17 protein-coding genes and 1 tRNA gene are annotated in these 17,940 nt (G+C 63.1%); 10 read left to right on the top strand and 8 right to left on the bottom strand.

Features of this window, described 5'->3' with window-relative positions; translation table 11 throughout:
- Positions 1 to 9 precede the first annotated feature (9 nt).
- From secD to V8192_RS03355, 3 genes are all read right to left on the bottom strand, one after another.
- On the bottom strand, positions 10 to 1,602 hold the full coding sequence (secD, locus tag V8192_RS03365) for a protein translocase subunit SecD (protein ID WP_341631633.1): 1,593 nt from the start codon (positions 1,600 to 1,602) through the stop codon (positions 10 to 12).
- Complete coding sequence (gene yajC / locus V8192_RS03360) at positions 1,602 to 1,946, bottom strand: preprotein translocase subunit YajC (protein ID WP_373276311.1); 345 nt, start codon at positions 1,944 to 1,946, stop codon at positions 1,602 to 1,604. Before yajC ends, secD begins: the two co-directional genes overlap by 1 nt.
- A 78-nt stretch (positions 1,947 to 2,024) precedes the next feature.
- Positions 2,025 to 2,101 (bottom strand) — tRNA-Pro (locus V8192_RS03355).
- 62 nt (positions 2,102 to 2,163) lie between these two features.
- On the opposite strand from V8192_RS03355, the gene V8192_RS03350 reads away from it, so the two are divergent.
- Positions 2,164 to 2,856, top strand: coding sequence for a TIGR02117 family protein (locus V8192_RS03350; RefSeq protein WP_341631632.1), 693 nt, complete (start codon positions 2,164 to 2,166; stop codon positions 2,854 to 2,856).
- 62 nt (positions 2,857 to 2,918) lie between these two features.
- Here the strand turns inward: V8192_RS03350 and hslU are convergent, their stop codons facing one another.
- The 4 genes from hslU to V8192_RS03330 all read right to left on the bottom strand — a co-directional run bounded on the left by hslU (position 2,919) and on the right by V8192_RS03330 (position 6,642).
- Positions 2,919 to 4,265, bottom strand: coding sequence for an ATP-dependent protease ATPase subunit HslU (gene hslU, locus V8192_RS03345; RefSeq protein WP_341631631.1), 1,347 nt, complete (start codon positions 4,263 to 4,265; stop codon positions 2,919 to 2,921).
- A gap of 35 nt (positions 4,266 to 4,300) precedes the next feature.
- Complete coding sequence (locus V8192_RS03340) at positions 4,301 to 5,386, bottom strand: FAD-dependent oxidoreductase (protein ID WP_341631630.1); 1,086 nt, start codon at positions 5,384 to 5,386, stop codon at positions 4,301 to 4,303.
- A gap of 24 nt (positions 5,387 to 5,410) precedes the next feature.
- Positions 5,411 to 5,950, bottom strand: a complete 540-nt coding sequence (gene hslV, locus V8192_RS03335) for an ATP-dependent protease subunit HslV (RefSeq protein ID WP_341631629.1) — start codon at positions 5,948 to 5,950, stop codon at positions 5,411 to 5,413.
- A gap of 101 nt (positions 5,951 to 6,051) precedes the next feature.
- On the bottom strand, positions 6,052 to 6,642 hold the full coding sequence (locus V8192_RS03330; RefSeq protein WP_341631628.1) for a TMEM175 family protein: 591 nt from the start codon (positions 6,640 to 6,642) through the stop codon (positions 6,052 to 6,054).
- A 209-nt stretch (positions 6,643 to 6,851) separates the two neighbouring features.
- Here V8192_RS03330 and V8192_RS03325 point away from each other — a divergent pair, with 209 nt between their 5' ends.
- The 4 genes from V8192_RS03325 to V8192_RS03310 all read left to right on the top strand — a co-directional run bounded on the left by V8192_RS03325 (position 6,852) and on the right by V8192_RS03310 (position 12,776).
- Positions 6,852 to 8,168, top strand: a complete 1,317-nt coding sequence (locus V8192_RS03325; RefSeq protein WP_341631627.1) for a M20/M25/M40 family metallo-hydrolase — start codon at positions 6,852 to 6,854, stop codon at positions 8,166 to 8,168.
- A 109-nt stretch (positions 8,169 to 8,277) separates the two neighbouring features.
- Positions 8,278 to 10,200, top strand: coding sequence for a hybrid sensor histidine kinase/response regulator (locus V8192_RS03320; protein ID WP_341631626.1), 1,923 nt, complete (start codon positions 8,278 to 8,280; stop codon positions 10,198 to 10,200).
- 96 nt (positions 10,201 to 10,296) lie between these two features.
- Positions 10,297 to 10,755 (top strand): hypothetical protein, encoded by a 459-nt coding sequence (locus tag V8192_RS03315; protein ID WP_341631625.1) that lies wholly within the window; start codon positions 10,297 to 10,299, stop codon positions 10,753 to 10,755.
- A gap of 176 nt (positions 10,756 to 10,931) precedes the next feature.
- Positions 10,932 to 12,776, top strand: coding sequence for an autotransporter domain-containing protein (locus V8192_RS03310; RefSeq protein ID WP_341631624.1), 1,845 nt, complete (start codon positions 10,932 to 10,934; stop codon positions 12,774 to 12,776).
- Here the strand turns inward: V8192_RS03310 and uvrB are convergent.
- A complete protein-coding gene (gene uvrB, locus V8192_RS03305; RefSeq protein ID WP_341631623.1) occupies positions 12,773 to 14,977 on the bottom strand; it encodes an excinuclease ABC subunit UvrB in 2,205 nt (734 codons plus the stop codon). The two genes, V8192_RS03310 and uvrB, sit on opposite strands and share 4 nt — an antisense overlap.
- Before the next feature lie 23 nt (positions 14,978 to 15,000).
- Here uvrB and V8192_RS03300 point away from each other — a divergent pair, with 23 nt between their 5' ends.
- The 5 genes from V8192_RS03300 (at position 15,001) to V8192_RS03280 (ending at position 17,938) form a co-directional block, all read left to right on the top strand.
- Complete coding sequence (locus V8192_RS03300; protein WP_341631622.1) at positions 15,001 to 15,282, top strand: HNH endonuclease; 282 nt, start codon at positions 15,001 to 15,003, stop codon at positions 15,280 to 15,282.
- A gap of 53 nt (positions 15,283 to 15,335) precedes the next feature.
- Entirely contained in the window at positions 15,336 to 15,893 is a 558-nt protein-coding gene (locus V8192_RS03295) for a DUF3617 domain-containing protein (protein WP_341631621.1), read from the top strand.
- A 30-nt stretch (positions 15,894 to 15,923) separates the two neighbouring features.
- Positions 15,924 to 16,811 (top strand): diacylglycerol/lipid kinase family protein, encoded by an 888-nt coding sequence (locus tag V8192_RS03290; protein WP_341631620.1) that lies wholly within the window; start codon positions 15,924 to 15,926, stop codon positions 16,809 to 16,811.
- 63 nt (positions 16,812 to 16,874) lie between these two features.
- Positions 16,875 to 17,450, top strand: a complete 576-nt coding sequence (locus V8192_RS03285; protein ID WP_341631619.1) for a hypothetical protein — start codon at positions 16,875 to 16,877, stop codon at positions 17,448 to 17,450.
- Between the two features lie 11 nt (positions 17,451 to 17,461).
- Positions 17,462 to 17,938, top strand: coding sequence for a DUF2721 domain-containing protein (locus V8192_RS03280; protein WP_341631618.1), 477 nt, complete (start codon positions 17,462 to 17,464; stop codon positions 17,936 to 17,938).
- Positions 17,939 to 17,940 lie beyond the last annotated feature (2 nt).

The following is a 17,940-nucleotide window of genomic DNA, read 5'->3' as shown; positions in this document are numbered from 1 at the left end:
CTTGGCGCCTCAAATATGCAGTGCCCGCGGACGGGTGCGCCGAATCCAGAGCGCCACCAGCATGCGGGTGAAATAAACGGCGGTGAAGACCGAAGTAACGACACCGATGAGCAGCACGACGGCAAAGCCGCGGACGGGGCCCGAGCCGAAATAGGCCATGATCGCGGCCGAGATGACGTGGGTCACGTTGGCATCGAAGATCGCCCGGAAAGCCTCGTGATAACCAGTATCGACGGCATCGATCAGCCGGCGCCCGCGCCGGATTTCCTCGCGGATTCGTTCGTTGATGAGGACGTTCGCATCGACAGCGGCGCCGATCGTCAGAATGAAACCCGCGATGCCCGGAAGGGTCAGCGTCGCGTTGAACATGGCCATGATCCCGAGGATCAGGAAGGCGTTCACGACGAGCGCGATGTTCGCATAGACGCCGAAGCGCCCGTAGGTCACCAGCATGAAGATGATGACGCCGAGCACCGCCACCACCGAGGCGATCACCCCCTTGTGAATGGAATCGGCGCCGAGCTCGGCGCTGACGGTCCGCTCCTCGATGACGTTGAGCTTCACCGGCAGCTTGCCCGAGGCGAGGCTGACGGCGAGGTCATGGGCGCTCTGGACCGTGAAACTGCCGGTGATCTGGGCGTTGCCGCCAAGGATCGGCTCGTTAATGTTCGGTGCCGACAGAACCTTGTCGTCGAGAATGATCGCGAAGGGCTTGCCGACATTCTCCTGCGTGGTCCGGGCGAAGCGGCGGGCACCGGTCGTGTTGAACCGGATTTCGATGCTCGCCCGGCCGTCCTGGTCGTAGCTTTGCCGCGCGTCGGTCAGCTGATCGCCGGAAACCATGACGCGCCGCTTCACTGCGATATTACCGGTGCCGTCGGCCATCGGCAGCACCTGGCTGCCGGGCGGAGCGCGGCCCTGTTGCACATCGGCGGGATTGGCCGAGACGTCGACAAGCTTGAATTCCAGCCGAGCCGTCTGGCCGATGAGGCGCTTGAGGGCTTCAGGATCCTCGACGCCCGGGACCTCGACGAGGATTCGATTGCCGCCCTCCGTAATGACGGTGATTTCCTTCGTGCCCGAAGGGTCGATGCGGCGGCGCACGACATCCCGCGCAACGCCCATCGCGTCCTTCAGCGCCTGCGCCGTCCCGCTCGGAGTCGGCGTCAGGACGACGCGGGTCGAATCGACGACCTGGACGTCCCAGTCTCGGTTGCCGGTCAGCTGAACAGGTCGAGTGAGGTTGCGCATCCGCTCGACGGCAGCGTCGACCTGTCGCGGATCGCGGACCATGAACGCGAGGCGGCCACCGGCCGTCGAAATGTCGCCAATCTCGATCTGGGGATCACGGCGAAGTTCGGTCGCGACCTCATCTTCCTTCGCCTGGAGCCGGGTCTTCAACGCATCCTGCGCATCCGCTTCGAGGAGCAGGTGGCTGCCGCCGGCAAGGTCGAGGCCAAGGCTGATCCGGTACTGGGGAAGCCATTTGGGCCAGCTCCCGGCAGCAGGCGTTCCTGCCAGCAGGCTTGGAATCGACAGGAGGACGCCGATCGCAATGATGATCGCGATGAGCCAGACCTTCCAGCGGGGAAATTCGAGCATCAGTCGTTCGCCGGCTTGCTGACGGGGTTCAGCACCTGGCTGATCGTCGACTTGACGACGCGAATCTTGATGCCCTGCGCGATTTCAACTTCCGCCTCATCGTCGGTGACCTTCGTCACTTTGCCGCGGATGCCGCCGCCCGTGACAATCTCGTCGCCTTTCTTCACGGCGGCAATCGCGTTCTGATGCTCTTTCATCCGGCGCGATTGGGGACGCATCACGATCAGATAGAAAATGACGAAGACGGCCAGAAGCGGGAACATCTGCACGAGGAACGCCATCGTTCCGCCCGGCTGTCCCGCAGGCGCCGCCTGCATCATCATCAGAATCGGTTGGCTGGCCATGGAGGGTTGAAGACTTTCCGAATGAGGGGATGATCATTGACGAATAACGGCAGTCCTCCGGACTGCCTATCGCAATCATGGTCGGGGCGACTGGATTCGAACCAGCGACCTCCACACCCCCAGTGTGATGCGCTACCAGGCTGCGCTACGCCCCGACTTGGCGGCGCATCTAGGCAGGGCTACCCGACAAGGCAAGGTACAGCGGGGTCTGGCAGGGGTGCGGCGGCGTCGAAAAGGGAAATTTGGAAACGGGTTCGGGCGGCTCCTGACTGCGCTGCTCGTCCTTCCAGCACTCTATCTCGCAGCGGCGCTGGGCGGATCGCTGGTCCCGGTGAACCGAAGCTGGAGCGAACCGGCCGAGGGGACCACCATCTATATCGCCGACAACGGGGTCCATGCCGACATCATCATGCCCGTGAAGGCGCAGGGACTCGACTGGGGACGCTTTATCCGGAAGGAGGACTTCGCCGCGGTGCCCCCGGGGACGCAGTGGATCGCGTTCGGTTCGGGCGAGAAGCGCGTTTATCTCGAGACTCCGAGCTGGTGGGACATCAAGCCGAAGACCGTCTGGTCGGCTCTGGCGGGCGGCGAACGGGTCATGCACGTCGAATATGTGCCCTCGCCTTATTACGCCGCCCGCGAGGTCCGCCTGCGACCCGAGGAATATCGCCGCCTCTGGGCCGCTGTCCGGGCGGACTTCAAGCTCGGCAGAAACGGCCTTCCTCAGCGCCTCGACCATCGAGGTTACGGCCCCGCGGACGCTTTCTATGGCGCAACCGGAAAAGCCAATATGCTGCATACCTGCAACGTCATCGCGGCTCGCTGGCTGAGGCTTGCGGGCGTTAGGACGAGCCTTTGGCCGCCCTTCGTGAACGGGCTCACCTTTCGATACCGCCGCGCCGCAGAATGAGCCTTGCCCCGGGGCTGGTTCCGGGATCCCAGGCCGCAAGCCTGCCAGCCGCTCAACGCACCCTAAAGCACGTAGCGGCTGAGATCGGCGTTCCTGGCGATGTCGCTCAGCTGCTGCTCGACGAAATTCCCGTCGACCACGAGCGTCTCTCCACGACGGTTTTCGGCATCGAAACTCACGTCCTCGAGCAATTTCTCCATGACCGTCTGGAGCCGGCGTGCACCGATATTCTCGAGCGCCTCGTTGACCTCGGCGGCAATGCGCGCCAGCGCCTCGGTCCCGCTTTCTGCAAATTCCACGGTGACACCCTCGGTCGCCAGCAACGCCTGATATTGCTCGGTGAGGCTCGCACGCGTCGCCGAGAGGATCCGGACGAAATCCTGCTGCGTCAGCGCCTTCAATTCAACACGGATCGGAAGCCGGCCCTGGAGTTCGGGCAAGAGATCAGCCGGCTTGGCGATGTGGAAGGCCCCGGAAGCGATGAAGAGGATATGATCGGTCTTGAGCGGGCCGTATTTTGTAGCGACGGTAGTTCCCTCGATGAGGGGCAGCAGGTCCCGCTGCACGCCCTCGCGGCTCACCGAGCCCCCGCGCACGTCGCTCACTGCGATCTTGTCGATCTCGTCGATGAAGACAATCCCGTTCGCCTCCGCATCGGCAAGTGCCGAACGGTTGATGTCGTCGGGGTCGAGACGCCTGTCGGCTTCCTCGTCGGTTAGCCGCGCGAAGGCCTCCGGGACCTTGAGCTTGCGCCGTTTCCTCGGACCTTGGCCCATCGCCTTGCCCATGATCGACTTCAGGTCGAATACCTGCGCTCCCATACCGGGAATTTCAAAAGGCATGGACGATGCCTCGTCGACCTCGATCTCCACCTCGGCGGTGTCGAGACTGCCGTCGGCAAAGCGTTGCCGAAAACTCTGCCGGGTGGCTTCGCTGGAGCCCTTGCCGGTGAGCGCATCCAGGAGCTTTTCCATGGCGGCTTCTTCGGCGGCCGAGCGAACCTTGGCGCGGCGCCGGTCGCGCTCGAGCCGGACCGCTTCCTCGACGAGGTCGCGTACGATCTGCTCGACGTCGCGGCCGACATAACCGACCTCGGTGAACTTGGTCGCCTCCACCTTGACGAAGGGAGCATCGGCAAGCCGGGCAAGGCGGCGGCTGATTTCGGTCTTGCCGCAGCCCGTCGGGCCGATCATCAGAATGTTCTTGGGCGTGACTTCCTCTCGCAGCTCAGCTGGAAGCTGCTGGCGGCGCCAGCGGTTGCGCAGCGCCACTGCGACGGCGCGTTTGGCGTCGTCCTGGCCCACGATATGTTCGTCGAGTGCGGCGACGATCGCCCTGGGTGTGAGCTTGTCCTTGAGCACTTGGGCCTGCTCCCCGCCGCTCTGGGGAAGTGTGGTGTGATAGTTCATTTCGCGAGGCAATGTCGGGGCGCCCGGCAGCCAGTTCAAGCGGGGCAGCGCAGGCTAGCGAAGAAGCGCTTATGGTTCTCGACAATCCGGGCGATGGTTGCAGGCTGGGGCGAGGCGTCCCACTCGTCCAGTTCGAAGGTGCCGCCAAGAATGATGCCGTCGGGCCGTGGGAACATGTATCCCGGGCCACCGGTCATCGCATATTGAACCTCGGGCTGGGGCTCGAGGATGGCAAGCTGGCCCCGCGCAGGCCGAAGGTCCTGATCCTGGAACAGGTCGCGGCTTCCAAGACCGGTGCAGTTGAATACCAACGCTTCGGGAAGAGAGGCGATGTCAGAAGCCGCGCCGAATCTGCGGACTTCGAATTTGCCTCCCGCGACCTGAATATCGCGGATCATTTGCCTCAGGTACCGACCGGTCTCGATGTACATCGTGTCGTAGCGAAGCGTGCTCGACCAGGGAAAGGGGTTCTCGGCAGCGCTGAGCATCCGGTTGACGGGCGGGAACGTGGCGATGCTCCTTGCCTCGGGGCTGCCGGTCTCGACGTAGGTCGGGAGCCAGCGGATCCCGTAATCCTCGCCGACCATGATCTGGTAGCGGCGCCAGCTGTAGTCGAGTGCGCTTGTGAACTGCGCCATGAACTCGGGCGTGACTTCGCCAGGGTGGAAGGTCGCGAACGGGTGGAACTGGCCCCCGGCAATGTTCGAGGTCGTGTCCGGCGGAAGCGCGGCCGCGTAGATTGTGACCGGGAAGCCGGCTTCCTGGACAAGCCGCGCGGTCGAGAGACCGACGACCCCTGAACCCAGTATCGCGACGGGGCCATTGTGGCCCTTGAGGCCAAGCTCGATGGCAAGCTTGGACGTGCCCCAGCTCAAGGTGATGCCGGCGCCGCCATGCCCATAATTATGAACCAGCCGCTTTTCCGCCAACTGGTCGGCGCGGACCACGAAGCCCTTCCGTCGATAGGGCCGGAGGCCCGCCATGGTTCGAATGATCCGGCTCTCGTCGGCAAGCACCGGGGCAAGCGGCGTGCAGCGGACGATGCGCCTTGTTCCAACACTCGCGCATCCGGACACAAGCGCGGCAGAGGCGGCGGTGAAGGCACGGCGGTCGATCAGCACGGACGCCAGCCTAGCCGCTCGCGCTCAGGCTTCAATCGTCTCGAGCGTCAGCCGGTCGTTCGTGAACACGCACACTTCCGAAGCGATCCCCATGGCCTTGCGGGCAAGCACTTCGGGGTCCTGCTCGTAATCGGCAAGAGCGCGGGCGGCCGATAGCGCATAATTCCCGCCCGAGCCGATGGCAGCTATACCGCCCTCCGGTTCGAGCACGTCGCCGTTGCCGGTCAGGATGAGCATGATGTCCTTGTCGGCGACGATCATCAGCGCTTCGAGGTTGCGCAGATATTTGTCGGTGCGCCAGTCCTTGGCGAGCTCGACGGCGGCGCGCATCAGCTGGCCGTTATACTGCTCGAGCTTGCGCTCCAGCCGCTCGAACAAGGTGAACGCGTCGGCGGTCGCGCCAGCGAACCCGCCGATGACCTCGCCCTTTTCGCCGATCCGGCGCACCTTTTTCGCATTGGGCTTCATAACCGTATTGCCCATCGAGACCTGGCCGTCGCCGGCAATGACGGTCTTGCCGGCCTTCTTGACGCCGAGGATCGTCGTTCCGTGCCAATTTTCCAAAGTTTTCTCCTTTGGAATTGAGGTGGGAGGCGGCGGCGTTGCTTGCAAGCAGCACCGGTCGATGAGGAGGTCGTGATCCCGCTGGATGTCGATCTTCCGCTTTATTGATCCTTGGGGGCCGCGTTCCGGTCGGGCGCGAACCTCCGGTCCGGGACTATCCACAGCGCGGAAACCCCAACGACCATCGCGACCGAAATATAGGGCGACACGAACGCCGCGGGCACGGATGCCACGTAAAGAGCGAAGCTGATGAGCTCTTTTCCGCCAACGCCCACGGCGCGCTTAATGGCCGAGCTTTCACCTTCCGCTGCCATCAGCGCGCGCTCGAGCAGCTGGTAGGCAAGTGCCGCTCCGACGAGCACGAGCCCATAGGATGCGACCGGCCATGCGGTGATGCCCGCGTCGTCGATCCAGCGGATCATGAGCGGGAAGAGCGTCAGGAAGAAAAGCAGCGCGTGGTTGGCCCACAGGACGCCTCCCGTCACCCTTCTTGCGGACTGCATCATGTGATGATGGTTGTTCCAGTAAATGGCGACGTTGACGAAGGCGACGAGGTAAGCTGCAAGAAGGGGAAGGACGGCGAGAACTGCACGAAGAGTAGGCTCGGCCGGGATCTTGAGCTCAAGCACCATGATGGTGAGGACGATCGCAACCACGCCATCGGTAAGGGCATTGAGACGGGTCGGTGTCATCCGCTTCCCCCCGGGGCGCTTGGTACTGCCGCAAACTCGCTACTGCCGGAGGGCCATTGTCAACCATTCCCGGCGAATTCGACGCTCTCGAACCCACACCCAGCGGTCAGCATCTGATGTCCAAAGAACCAAATTGGTAAAGTTATCTTTCACAAAACGAGCCAACTAAGGATAGTGACCCCTGATGGGGGCTTCGCTAACCTCGCCCCATGAAATCAGGATTCCCTCTCCTCATCGGAACTCTCGCGCTCGCTGGATCCGCTCCCGCAACAGCGGCCCTGTCGCCGACAGAGCAAATCATGGTCCGGACCGTAGACGGCGAGCAGCAGCGGACAATTTCCCTGCTGCAGCACTGGGTTGACCAGAATAGCGGCACCCTGAACCTTGCCGGTGTCGAGGCCGTGCGGCGCATGGTCGAGCCCGAGTTCCAGGCATTGGGGTTCAAGACACAGTGGATCGACATGAAGGCCGCGGGCCGGGCGGGACATCTCGTCGCCCGGCATGCCGGAAGCCGGAACGGCAAGCGCCTGCTGCTCATCGCGCATCTAGACACGGTCTTCGAGCCCGATTCGCCCTTCCAACACTGGGTAGCTGACGCCCGGTTCGCGCACGGTCCGGGCGCAGGCGACGACAAGGGAGGAATAGCGGTAATTGTCGCAGCGTTCCGCGCCATGCAGGCTGCGGGCACACTGAAGCAGGCCAACATCACCGTCTTCCTCACGGGAGACGAGGAGGACGCCGGAAACCCGCTGTCGATATCGCGACGAGATCTCGTTGCCGAAGCGAAGAAGGCCGACGCCGCACTAGACTTCGAGGACCTCGCGCAGGAGGATGGCCCCGGCGGTCCGCTCGACATGGGTTCGACCGCGCGGCGAAGTGCAGGCAGCTGGACCGTGACCATCACTGGACGAAGCGCCCATTCGGCCGGCGTGGGAGCAGGCAATTATGGCGCTATCTACGAGCTTGCCCGGATCCTCGACGAATTTCGGCGCGAGCTTCCCGAAGACAAGCTCACCTACAATGTCGGACTGATCGGCGGGGGCCAGACAGCTGCGCTCGATGCGGGCAGGATCAGGATCGAGGCGACCGGCAAGACCAACATCATTGCCGCAACCGCCGTTGCGCGAGGCGATCTGCGCGCGATCAGCCAGGACCAGATCGATCGCACTAGGGCCAAGATGCGCGCCATCGTCTCGCGCTCGCTCGCCGGTGCGAAGGCCGAGATCAGCTTCGACGAGGACGGCTACCCGCCAATGCCGCCAACAAAGGGCAATCGCCGGCTTCTCGAGCAGCTGAACATGGTCAATGCCGACATGGGTCTCCCGCAGATGGGCGAGCTTGATCCCGCCAAGCGGGGCGCGGGCGATATCAGCTTCGTCGCGGCCGAAGTTGACGGCCTCGCTGGCCTCGGGCCAGCAAGCGAGGGATCCCACACCGACAAGGAAGTGGTCGACGTTCCATCGATTTTTAAGCAGGCAAAGCGCGCAGCCATTCTGATGAGCCGCATCGCCAGGGAAAAGCGCTAGCTCATCGCGGCGGGACCAGAAATCAGGCGGAGAAGGAAACCGACACCCGACTCGCGTGTTGTGCGTCTCGCGGCGGCCTGTCCGTTGCACTGGTGTAAGGAGTTTGATCTTGGCGGGGGCGCCTAGAAAACCGGACGTATCACGTCCCGACGACCAATTCAGGCTGCTGGTTCAGTCGATCGTCGACTATGCCATCTACATGCTCGACCCCACGGGCATCGTGACGAGCTGGAATGCAGGCGCCGAGCGCATCAAGGGCTTCCAGACCCACGAAGTCGTCGGAAAGCATTTCTCGACCTTCTACACCCCCGAGGACCAGGCGGCCGGAATGCCGGCGAAGGTCCTCGAAACGGCCCGGCGCGAGGGCAAATTTGCCGGCGAAGGCTGGCGCGTGCGCAAGGACGGGTCCCGCTTCTGGGCGAATGTCGTCGTCGACCGGATCAACGACGACACGGGAGAGCTCATCGGGTTCGCCAAGATCACGCGCGACATGACCGAAACGCGGGCGACGCAGCAGGCGCTGCTGGAAGCCGAAAGACGCTTCCGGATTCTCGTTCAGGGCGTGACCGATTACGCGATTTTCATGCTCGACCCCGAGGGCCTGGTGACCAACTGGAATGCGGGAGCCCAGCGCATCAAGGGCTACAGGCCCGAGGAGATCATCGGCGAGCACTTCAGCCGCTTCTACACCCCCGAGGACCTTGCCGCCGGGCTGCCCAAAAAGGCCCTCCGCACGGCGCTCGAGACAGGGAAGTACGAAGCCGAGGGCTGGCGCGTGCGCAAGGACGGCAGCCGCTTCTGGGCAAGCGTGATCCTCGATGCGATCCGTGACGAGAACGGCGAGCTGGTCGGCTTTGCAAAGATCACCCGCGACATGAGCGAGAAGCGCGAAGCGCAGCTTCGGCTCGAAGAGTCGCGCGAGCAGCTGTTCGTGGCACAGAAAATGGAGGCGCTCGGGCAGCTGACGGGAGGCCTTGCGCATGATTTCAACAATCTCCTGACCGCGATCCTCGGCGCGACCGATCTCGCGCTGCGAAATCTTGGCGATGAGGAGCGCCTGCGGCGGATGCTCGACGGGATTCGCAATTCCGCGCAGCGCGGTGCAGGCATTACAAGGCAGCTCCTCGCCTTCGCGCGTGCCCAGCCGCTCGACCTCAAGGCGATCGACCTGAAAACCTTCCTTCCGGAGGTCACGACGTTGCTGCGTCCCTCCGTACGCAGCAACATCGAGCTCACCATCGAGATTTCCGCCAATGTCTGGGACATAGAGGCGGATCCCGCGGCGCTTGAACTCGCGCTTCTCAACCTCGCGTTCAATGCGCGCGATGCGATGAAGGAGGGTGGAGCGCTGAAGCTCAGCGCGACCAACGAGACGCTGAGCGGCAAACCCGACGGACTTACCGGCGACTATGTCGCGCTTCGCGTGTCCGACACGGGCGAGGGAATGAGCAGCGACACCATGAACCGCGTGTTCGAGCCCTTCTTCACGACCAAGGCGTTCGGCGAGGGAACCGGACTTGGGCTCAGCCAGGTGTTCGGCTTCGCCAAGCAGATCGGCGGCTCGATCGCGGTCGAATCGAAACCGGGTAAGGGCGCGACCTTTACACTCTACCTGCCGGCCAGCCGCGGCGATCCCAACGGGCCCAGGAATGGCCAGGGTCATGGCAATGGCCGGGTGCTGGTGGTCGAGGATGATCATCTCGTTTCAGAACTTGCAGCAGCAATGCTGGACGAACTGGGCTTCGACACCGTGGTCGCCCACAGCGCCAGGGAAGCCTTGGAGCGCCTGTCGGGCGATCGCCGGCCAAGTCTCGTCTTTACGGACATCGTGATGCCGGGCGGGATCAGCGGCATCGAACTTGCCCGCAAGGTGCGCGAGCGCTTTCCGGAGCTGCCCATCCTGCTTACCACCGGCTACAGCGAGCAGGTCGCTGCGCAGCACGAGTTTCCGCTGCTTCAGAAACCCTATGAAATCCAGAGCCTCGCTACCGCGATCGGCAATGTGCTGAAGCGGGAAATCCCCGTCGATTGAACGGTCTAAGCCGGCGGCATTGACAGTTCGGGCGAATGAGAGCCTGATCCTTTCGGCCGCGCAATGGTTGGCACGGCCATCGTTGGGGACAAGACAATGGCAACGACTGCACAAGCTCGTACGCCGGCCCACCTCTGGATTGTCGGCATCCTGTCTGTCTTTTGGAACTGCTTTGGCGCCTACGACTACGTGATGAGCCACATGCGCGACACACATTATATCGCAAGCGCGATGCCCGGGGTTGATCCGACCGCGGCGCTGGCCTGGATGGACGCCTTTCCAATCTACGCGAAGGTCGGCTGGGCGCTTGGCGTGTGGGGCGGTTTGTTAGGAGCAATCCTGCTGCTGATCCGTTCGCGCTATGCCCTTTGGGCGTTCGCACTCTCGATGATCGGGATCGTGCTCAGCATCGGCTACCAGCTCGTCGCGGGACCAAAGCTCCCGGGCGCGCCCCAGGGCGCCTTATATACGATGATGCCCTACGTGATCATCGTCATAGGCGCGGCGCTCCTCGCTTATTCAAACGCGATGCAGAAGAAGGGCGTCCTCCACTAGGACCGCAAAGGGGAGCCGCGCCCGCGCGGCCCCTTGCCAAGGGCTGTTGCCGAATTGCTTCACTTGCCGGGCTCTCGGGCCCCGGCGTGCGATGCTACTTGCACCCATGTCGATAATGGCGACCATGGTCTCCGGAGAGCCTGCGGAGCAGACCGCGGCTGGTGGGGAGACTGATTATGAACCGTTGTCGCACGCTGCGCACACTTGCAACCGTATCGCTGATCTCGCTCGCGGCAATCGGCTCGCCCGTTGCCGCGCAGCAAATCCAGCGGATCGTTGCGTTCGGCGACAGTTATGCCGACACGGGCAACGCCTTTGCGCTCGGCTACGCCAACCCCCAGGCGCTCGCCGTCTATCCGACCGGCCGTTTCTCGGGCGGAAGCAACTACATCGATACGCTCTCGCAGATCCTCAGGGTCCCTGTGCAGAATTTCGCCATCGGCGGTGCCATGGGCGGCACCAACAACGGAACGCTCTGCTTTGACCCGACCTACGGAGCGCCGCTGTGCGGCAAGGGCCTGCAATATGAAGTCGACCAGTTCCTCAACGTCGGAACCCAGTCAGCGGTATTCCCAAGCGCCTCCACCAGCTTCACCCGGAGCGACCTCCTCGCCATTTCCATCGGCGGCAATGATGCCCGCGTCTACCAGCTGGCCGGCGGCCCTCTTGCAACTGCACCCGCGGCGGGCACCGCGGCAGGCGTCGCGACGGGACTGCAGCTCAACCGGCTGGTCGCCCAGGGCAATCCCACCATCAGCTTCCTTGCCTTGAACGGTGCAGTCGCGCCCGAGGTCGCCAATAATCCGGCGGCGCAGGCGATAAGGGGCGCTTATTCGACGGCATTTTACAATGCCCTGCAGCCGGTGCTTGCAGGCTACGCGTCGAACGGGGCGATCGTCCACTATCTCGATGGCACGGTTCTCGCAGCACAGGTTGCCGCGAACCCCAGCGCCTACGGCTTCACCAATGGCCTCGTCTGTCCAGCCTTCCCGAACACGACGTGCGTCGTCAGTTCAAACGGCTACCTGTTCTACGGCGACGGGCTGCACCTCACTTCGCAGGGCTTTGCGCTGGTTGGCCAGTATATCGCGCGCCAGCTCGCAGCGCCCCTGACACTCCAGGCGCCCTCGGACCTCGGGCTCGATACTGCCCAGCAATGGGGCCGGACTCTCTCGAGCCGCGGCGACCTTTACGGCCGCGGAAGTGGTCCTGAAGGCCTTCGTGTTTACGCCGTGGGTGACATGCTCCAGCACGACATTGGTGCGACCAGCACCAACAGCGCCTTCGAAGTCCACAGCTACGGCGCGAGCGTCGGCGCCGAATATGGGATGACAGGCGGCATCATCGGTGTCGCCGGCAACTACAGTCGCCCAAGGGTCAAGTTCGGGAACGACGCATCGCGCATCCGCGGCCGGACGTGGCAGGTGGGCGCGTACGGCAGCCTCGGCATGGGCGGCCTCTTCGGCCAGGCTTACGTGGGCTACGGCAAGGACCGCGATCGTATCGTCCGGACCGGCGTCGTCTCGGACCTCGCTGCGACGGCCCACGGCAATCATTGGATCGCCGGCGCCAAGGGCGGTTATCTCATGTCCTTCGCCGGCGTTGGTGCAGGACCGATCGTCGCGCTGGATTATGCCCGCGCGAAGGTAAACGGTTACACCGAAACCGGCGACGCTGCGCTTTCACTCAATGTCGGGGCACAGAGCTACAAGGCCCTCAAGGGCCAGGCGGGCCTTGAAGTCCGGGGCGACCTTGCAGGTCTCCATCCGTTCCTCGACGTGACTGCCGAGCATAATTTCAGCAGCGATGATCGCCTGATCACCTTTGCGCAGACCGATGCGCCCACCATCGTTAACAGCTGGCAGGTCCGCGGCCGGAAGGAGACGTACGGGCGTCTTTCGGGCGGTGCCAGCGCAAGCCTTGCCTCCAGCCTTAGCGTCGATGCCTTTGCAACCACGACGCTGGGTCGCAACCACGGCCAGGAAGTCGGCGCGCAGGCCGGAGTGAAGGCGGCCTTTTAGCCAAGGCCCCTGCGGCCTCCGAAACGGGTACGCTGCTGCTTGCCGAAGCGCCCCTTGCGGGTGCCCGGCTTTCCTTCGGTCGAGTGACCGAGGGCACGCGGAGCAACGCGGTCGTGCTGAGGAATTCCAAGGTCATCTTCCTCGAGGCGGCGAATCTCGTCCCGAAGGCGGGCCGCCTCCTCGAACTCGAGATCCGCGGCAGCCTTGCGCATGCGCTGCTCAAGATCAGAAAGGTAGGCCTTGAGGTTGTGACCGACGAGGTGCGTGCGCTCCTCATCGCCGGTGTCGACAAGCACATGATCGCGTTCGGAGACATCCGCGAGGAGGTCGGTGATGTTGCGCCTTACGCTCTCCGGAGTGATCCCATGCTCCGCATTATATTCGAGCTGCTTCTCGCGCCTGCGACCGGTTTCGGCGAGCGCCCGCTCCATCGAGCCCGTGACCCTGTCGGCATAGAGGATGACCCGCCCCTCGACGTTGCGGGCCGCGCGGCCGATGGTCTGAATGAGCGAGGTCTCAGACCTCAGGAACCCTTCCTTGTCCGCATCGAGAATGGCGACGAGCCCGCACTCGGGGATGTCGAGGCCCTCGCGAAGAAGGTTGATTCCGACCAGCACGTCATAAACTCCGAGCCGAAGCTCGCGGATGAGCTCGATGCGCTCGAGGGTTTCGACATCCGAGTGCATGTAGCGGACCTTGAGGCCCGCCTCGTGCAGATATTCGGTAAGGTCCTCGGCCATCCGCTTCGTAAGCGTCGTGACAAGCGTCCGATATCCCTTGCGCGCAGTCTCCCTGGCCTCGTGAACGAGGTCGTCAACCTGGTCCTCGACCGGCTTGATCTCTACCGGCGGGTCGATGAGGCCGGTGGGCCGGATCACCTGCTCGGAAAAGACACCCCCGGTTTCATTCATCTCCCAGGGCCCGGGGGTCGCCGAGACGAACACGGACTGAGGCCGCATCGCGTCCCACTCGTTGAAACGGAGCGGCCGGTTGTCGATGCAGCTGGGAAGCCTGAAGCCGTACTCGGCCAGCGTAATCTTCCGGCGATGGTCGCCGCGCGCCATCGCGCCGATCTGCGGAACGGTCTGGTGACTCTCATCGATGAACAGGAGCGCATTATCAGGCAGATATTCGAACAGGGTCGGCGGCGGCTCGCCTGGCAGGCGGCCGGTGAGGAAGCGCGAGTAATTCTCGATGCCCGCGCATGATCCAGTCGCGGCGATCATCTCGAGGTCGAAGTTGGTACGCTGTTCGAGGCGCTGCGCCTCCAGCAGGCGGCCCTCGGCCGTCAGCTCTTTCAGCCGCTCGATGAGCTCGTGGCGAATTGCCTCCATCGCCTGCTTCAGCGTCGGGCCCGGCGTTACATAGTGGGAATTGGCATAGACCTTGATGCTCTCGAGACTTGCGATCGTCTTGCCCGTCAGCGGGTCGAACTCACTGATATCCTCAATCTCGTCACCGAAGAAACTGACCCGCCAGGCCATGTCCTCATAGTGCGAGGGAAAGATCTCGAGGTTGTCGCCACGTACCCTGAAGTTGCCCCGCGCGAAGGCCTGGTCGTTGCGACGGTACTGCAGCGCGACGAGCTTGCGGATGACCTCACGCTGGTCTTCGCTTTGTCCCTTCTTCAGGCTGAAGGTCATTGCCGAATAGGTTTCGACCGAACCGATGCCGTACAGGCACGAGACCGAAGCGACGATGATAACGTCGTCGCGTTCGAGCAGCGACCGGGTCGCCGAGTGGCGCATCCGGTCGATCGCCTCGTTCACGCTCGACTCCTTCTCAATGTAGGTGTCGGTGCGCGGAACGTACGCTTCGGGCTGATAGTAATCGTAATAGCTGACGAAATATTCGACCGCGTTGTCGGGGAAGAAGCTCTTGAATTCGCCGTAGAGCTGGGCCGCGAGGATCTTGTTCGGCGCCATCACCAGTGCGGGCCGCTGCAGGGTCTCGATGACCTTGGCCATGGTGAAGGTCTTGCCCGAGCCGGTGACGCCCAGGAGGACCTGGCTTTCCTCGCCATTTTCGCCGGCCTCGACCAGTTCCTTTATCGCCTGGGGTTGGTCACCCGCCGGCTCATAGTCGGCTACGAGCTTGAACCTCTTGCCACCTTCAGCCTTGTCGGGACGCGCGGGTTTGTGCGGGACGAAGCTCTCACCCGTTTCCGGTTCGGCAAGACTGGTCCGGATTTGAATCGCCATTCGTCGCTATATGGTCGCCGGCAATGGCAGGAACAACCGAGGAACATTGCTGGCTGTGCGCCCGCGCGCTTGGCAGGAGGATCGAACTTCACCATCCCGTGCCGAAGAGCCGCGGTGGCCGCCGGACAGTCCCCATCCATCCGATCTGCCACCGGATGCTTCACCGGACATTCTCGAATGCCGAGGTCTCCCTATTGGACGGCAGCCTCGCGGCCATTCGTGCCGATCCTCGCATCGGGCGTTTCCTCAGGTGGATCTCCAACAAGGAGCCAGACTTTCATGCGCCCACCGACAAGCGGCGCTAGCACTCGTTGAGCGGTCGATTTATGGGTGGGCGCCTCAACAAAGGGGGCTTTGTATGAAACATGCCGTGTGCGTCGCCGCGTCGATCGCTTTGCTCAGCGCCTGCAACAAGGGGCCGTCGGTGCAGCTCCACAATGCGAGCGGAAACGAGGTCACAGCTGCAGTCAAGCAAGCCGGCATCATGTCCAGCGACACGATGATCGAGCCGGGCCTGTGGCAGTCAAAGGTCGACATCCAGGAAATGAACGTCCCCGGACTCCCGGCCCAATATGCCGAGAAGATGAAGGAGACGATGGCGGAGCATCGAAACGACGCCAGCAGCCACTGCGTCACCGCTGCGGATGTGAAACGGCCCAAGGAAGATTTTTTCGGCGCCGACAAGTCGTGCCGCTACGAGCATTTCACCATGGGCGGCGGCAAGATCGACATCCAGATGGTGTGCAGTGAAGAAGGCGCGACCCAGACGACCAACATGGCCGGCACATATACGCCGACGAGCTATTCGATGGACATGTCGAGCAAGGGCACGGGCGGAGGCATGCAAAATGGCATGACCATGAAAATGCATGTCGATTCTCACCGAATCGGAGAGTGCACAGGCAAGGAGGGATAGCTAGCAGCCCTCGAAGCGTTAGGGAGGGCGATGACGCCGGTAACCGTGCTTCTCAATCGCGGTGGCGGCGCCGCTGCAGCCGACCCTCGGATCGGGGACAAGGTCGCTGCCGCGCTCGGCGCGGCAGGTCTCAAGGTCGACGTGGAGCTGGTCACCGGCAGCGATTGCCCGGTTCGCTGCCGGGCAATTGCCGAGCGCGGCGACGAACTGCTGATCGTGGGCGGGGGGGACGGGACGATCAGCGCTGCCGCTTCGGCGCTGGTCGGTACGAAGACCCTTCTTGGCATCCTCCCGCTCGGCACCCTCAACCACTTCGCCAAGGACCTTGGCGTTCCAATGAAGATCGAGGAGGCGGCCAAGCTGATCGCCAAGCGTTCCGCGCGCCAGGTCGACGTTGCAGAAATGAATGAGCACGTTTTCATCAACAACAGCGCGATCGGGCTTTATCCGTTGATGGTCCGGGACCGCGACATCCAGCAGCGAAGACTGGGCCGGAGCAAGCGGCTCGCGATGATCGTTGCCTCGGCAAGGACGTTGCTGCGCTTCGGACACCAGCGGCTGACACTTACCGTGAACGACGAGAAGGCGCGGATCGACACTCCCTTGCTGTTCGTCGGCAACAACGACTATCGGATCGACATTGGTGCTCCTGGCGAGCGGGAAAGCATCGAAGACGGACGCCTGAGCGTGTTCGTCATGCGCAAGAAGACCCGCCGCGGGTTCATCGGGGCGAGCATCAGGGCACTCCTCAACCGCACGCGCGATGACGACATGGTAAAGCTCGAGAATGTCGAGCGGCTGCGGGTTTCCAGTCGCCGCAAGGCGCTGGCTGTCTCGCTTGACGGAGAAGTGGTGCGCGCCGAGACTCCACTAGATTATAAGATCCGCAAGAAGGCACTTCGGGTGATCGCGCCATAACGGGCGACAGGGAACCGCGAGGCGCCTGACTGGGTTCGGGCACCGAACGGAAGGGGCTGCTTCTTGGCCACTCGCGTCTATCGAGGCTTATCCGACCGCAGACGGGCACAGGGACTGCGCATTGCGGGTTTGCTCATCATCCTCTTGGGCGCGGGTTCCGCGCTGCTGCCTGCCGGAAAGACGATCCACTCCGAAATGATCGGCGCCCTTTTGATTACTGCGGGCCTCATCGAAACGATCGCCGGTTCGCTTCGACGCGAGGCTCGCCACTTCGCCATGGCGGCCGGGATCGTCACTGCCTTGGCCGGGCTTCTCTTCATCCTCAATCCGGAAACGCATTTCTTTCCTACTGTCTGGCCAATCGTGGGCTGGCTTTTAATCCGCGGCCTGATCCTCGCTGGCGCGCTTACGGAGACATCGGGAAACGTGCGCATCTGGACCGCCTTTTCGGCAGGTGTCGATTTTCTTCTTGCAGTGCTGCTGATTGCCGGCCTCTCGGCCTCCACCCTCGTCGTCAGCCTCTTTGGACCGACGCGCGAGCTCATCGCGAGCTTCGCCTGGTTCCTCGCCGCGAGCTTTGTCGCCAATGGTCTGATGCTGCTTGAGGTCGCCAGTTGCGAACGAGAGGCAGCCGCCTAAGACGGAAAAATATGTTCGAAACCTCGCCCGATCTTTCGGTCAACACGGTCGCGGAGATCGTCCGGGTCGCACTGGCTCCTGTCTTTCTCCTCAGCGGCATCGGGGCTTTCCTCAATGTGCTCGCATCGCGCCTGTCGCGCATCGTCGACCGGTCGCGGCAGATCGAGCCGCTCCTCCTTTCGAGCCGTGGCACCGAGCATGACCGCTGGATCGCCGACCTCAGGATCCTGGATCGGCGCATGTCGCTGATCAGCTGGGCCACGGGGCTATCCGTCCTGTCGGCCATCCTCACCTGTCTCGTGGTGATCCTGTTATTTGCGGCCAATCTCATCCGCACCCATCTGGGGACGGAGATCGCCTGGCTGTTCATGGCCTCGATGGTCGCGATCGGTACCGCTTTCGCGGTATTTCTGGTTGAAACCACTGTCGCTGCGCGGGCCGTTCGGGTGCGCTCCGAATTGCTCCAGCACCAGGCAGAAGAAAGCTAGAC

Source organism: Sphingomonas agri (genome assembly GCF_038148795.1).
GTDB lineage: Bacteria > Pseudomonadota > Alphaproteobacteria > Sphingomonadales > Sphingomonadaceae > Sphingomicrobium > Sphingomicrobium agri.
This window is presented reverse-complemented; position numbering and strand designations above follow the sequence as displayed.

Excerpts from the sequence above, each read along its gene's own strand:
- V8192_RS03290 (WP_341631620.1), top strand. The coding sequence starts at position 15,924 with ATGACGCCGGTAACCGTGCTTCTCAATCGCGGTGGCGGCGCCGCTGCA.
- yajC (WP_373276311.1), bottom strand. The coding sequence starts at position 1,946 with ATGGCCAGCCAACCGATTCTGATGATGATGCAGGCGGCGCCTGCGGGA.
- V8192_RS03315 (WP_341631625.1), top strand. The coding sequence starts at position 10,297 with ATGGCAACGACTGCACAAGCTCGTACGCCGGCCCACCTCTGGATTGTC.
- V8192_RS03280 (WP_341631618.1), top strand. The coding sequence starts at position 17,462 with ATGTTCGAAACCTCGCCCGATCTTTCGGTCAACACGGTCGCGGAGATC.
- secD (WP_341631633.1), bottom strand. The coding sequence starts at position 1,602 with ATGCTCGAATTTCCCCGCTGGAAGGTCTGGCTCATCGCGATCATCATT.
- hslU (WP_341631631.1), bottom strand. The coding sequence starts at position 4,265 with ATGAACTATCACACCACACTTCCCCAGAGCGGCGGGGAGCAGGCCCAA.
- uvrB (WP_341631623.1), bottom strand. The coding sequence starts at position 14,977 with ATGGCGATTCAAATCCGGACCAGTCTTGCCGAACCGGAAACGGGTGAG.
- V8192_RS03300 (WP_341631622.1), top strand. The coding sequence starts at position 15,001 with ATGGCAGGAACAACCGAGGAACATTGCTGGCTGTGCGCCCGCGCGCTT.
- V8192_RS03325 (WP_341631627.1), top strand. The coding sequence starts at position 6,852 with ATGAAATCAGGATTCCCTCTCCTCATCGGAACTCTCGCGCTCGCTGGA.
- V8192_RS03295 (WP_341631621.1), top strand. The coding sequence starts at position 15,336 with ATGAAACATGCCGTGTGCGTCGCCGCGTCGATCGCTTTGCTCAGCGCC.
- V8192_RS03330 (WP_341631628.1), bottom strand. The coding sequence starts at position 6,642 with ATGACACCGACCCGTCTCAATGCCCTTACCGATGGCGTGGTTGCGATC.
- V8192_RS03310 (WP_341631624.1), top strand. The coding sequence starts at position 10,932 with ATGAACCGTTGTCGCACGCTGCGCACACTTGCAACCGTATCGCTGATC.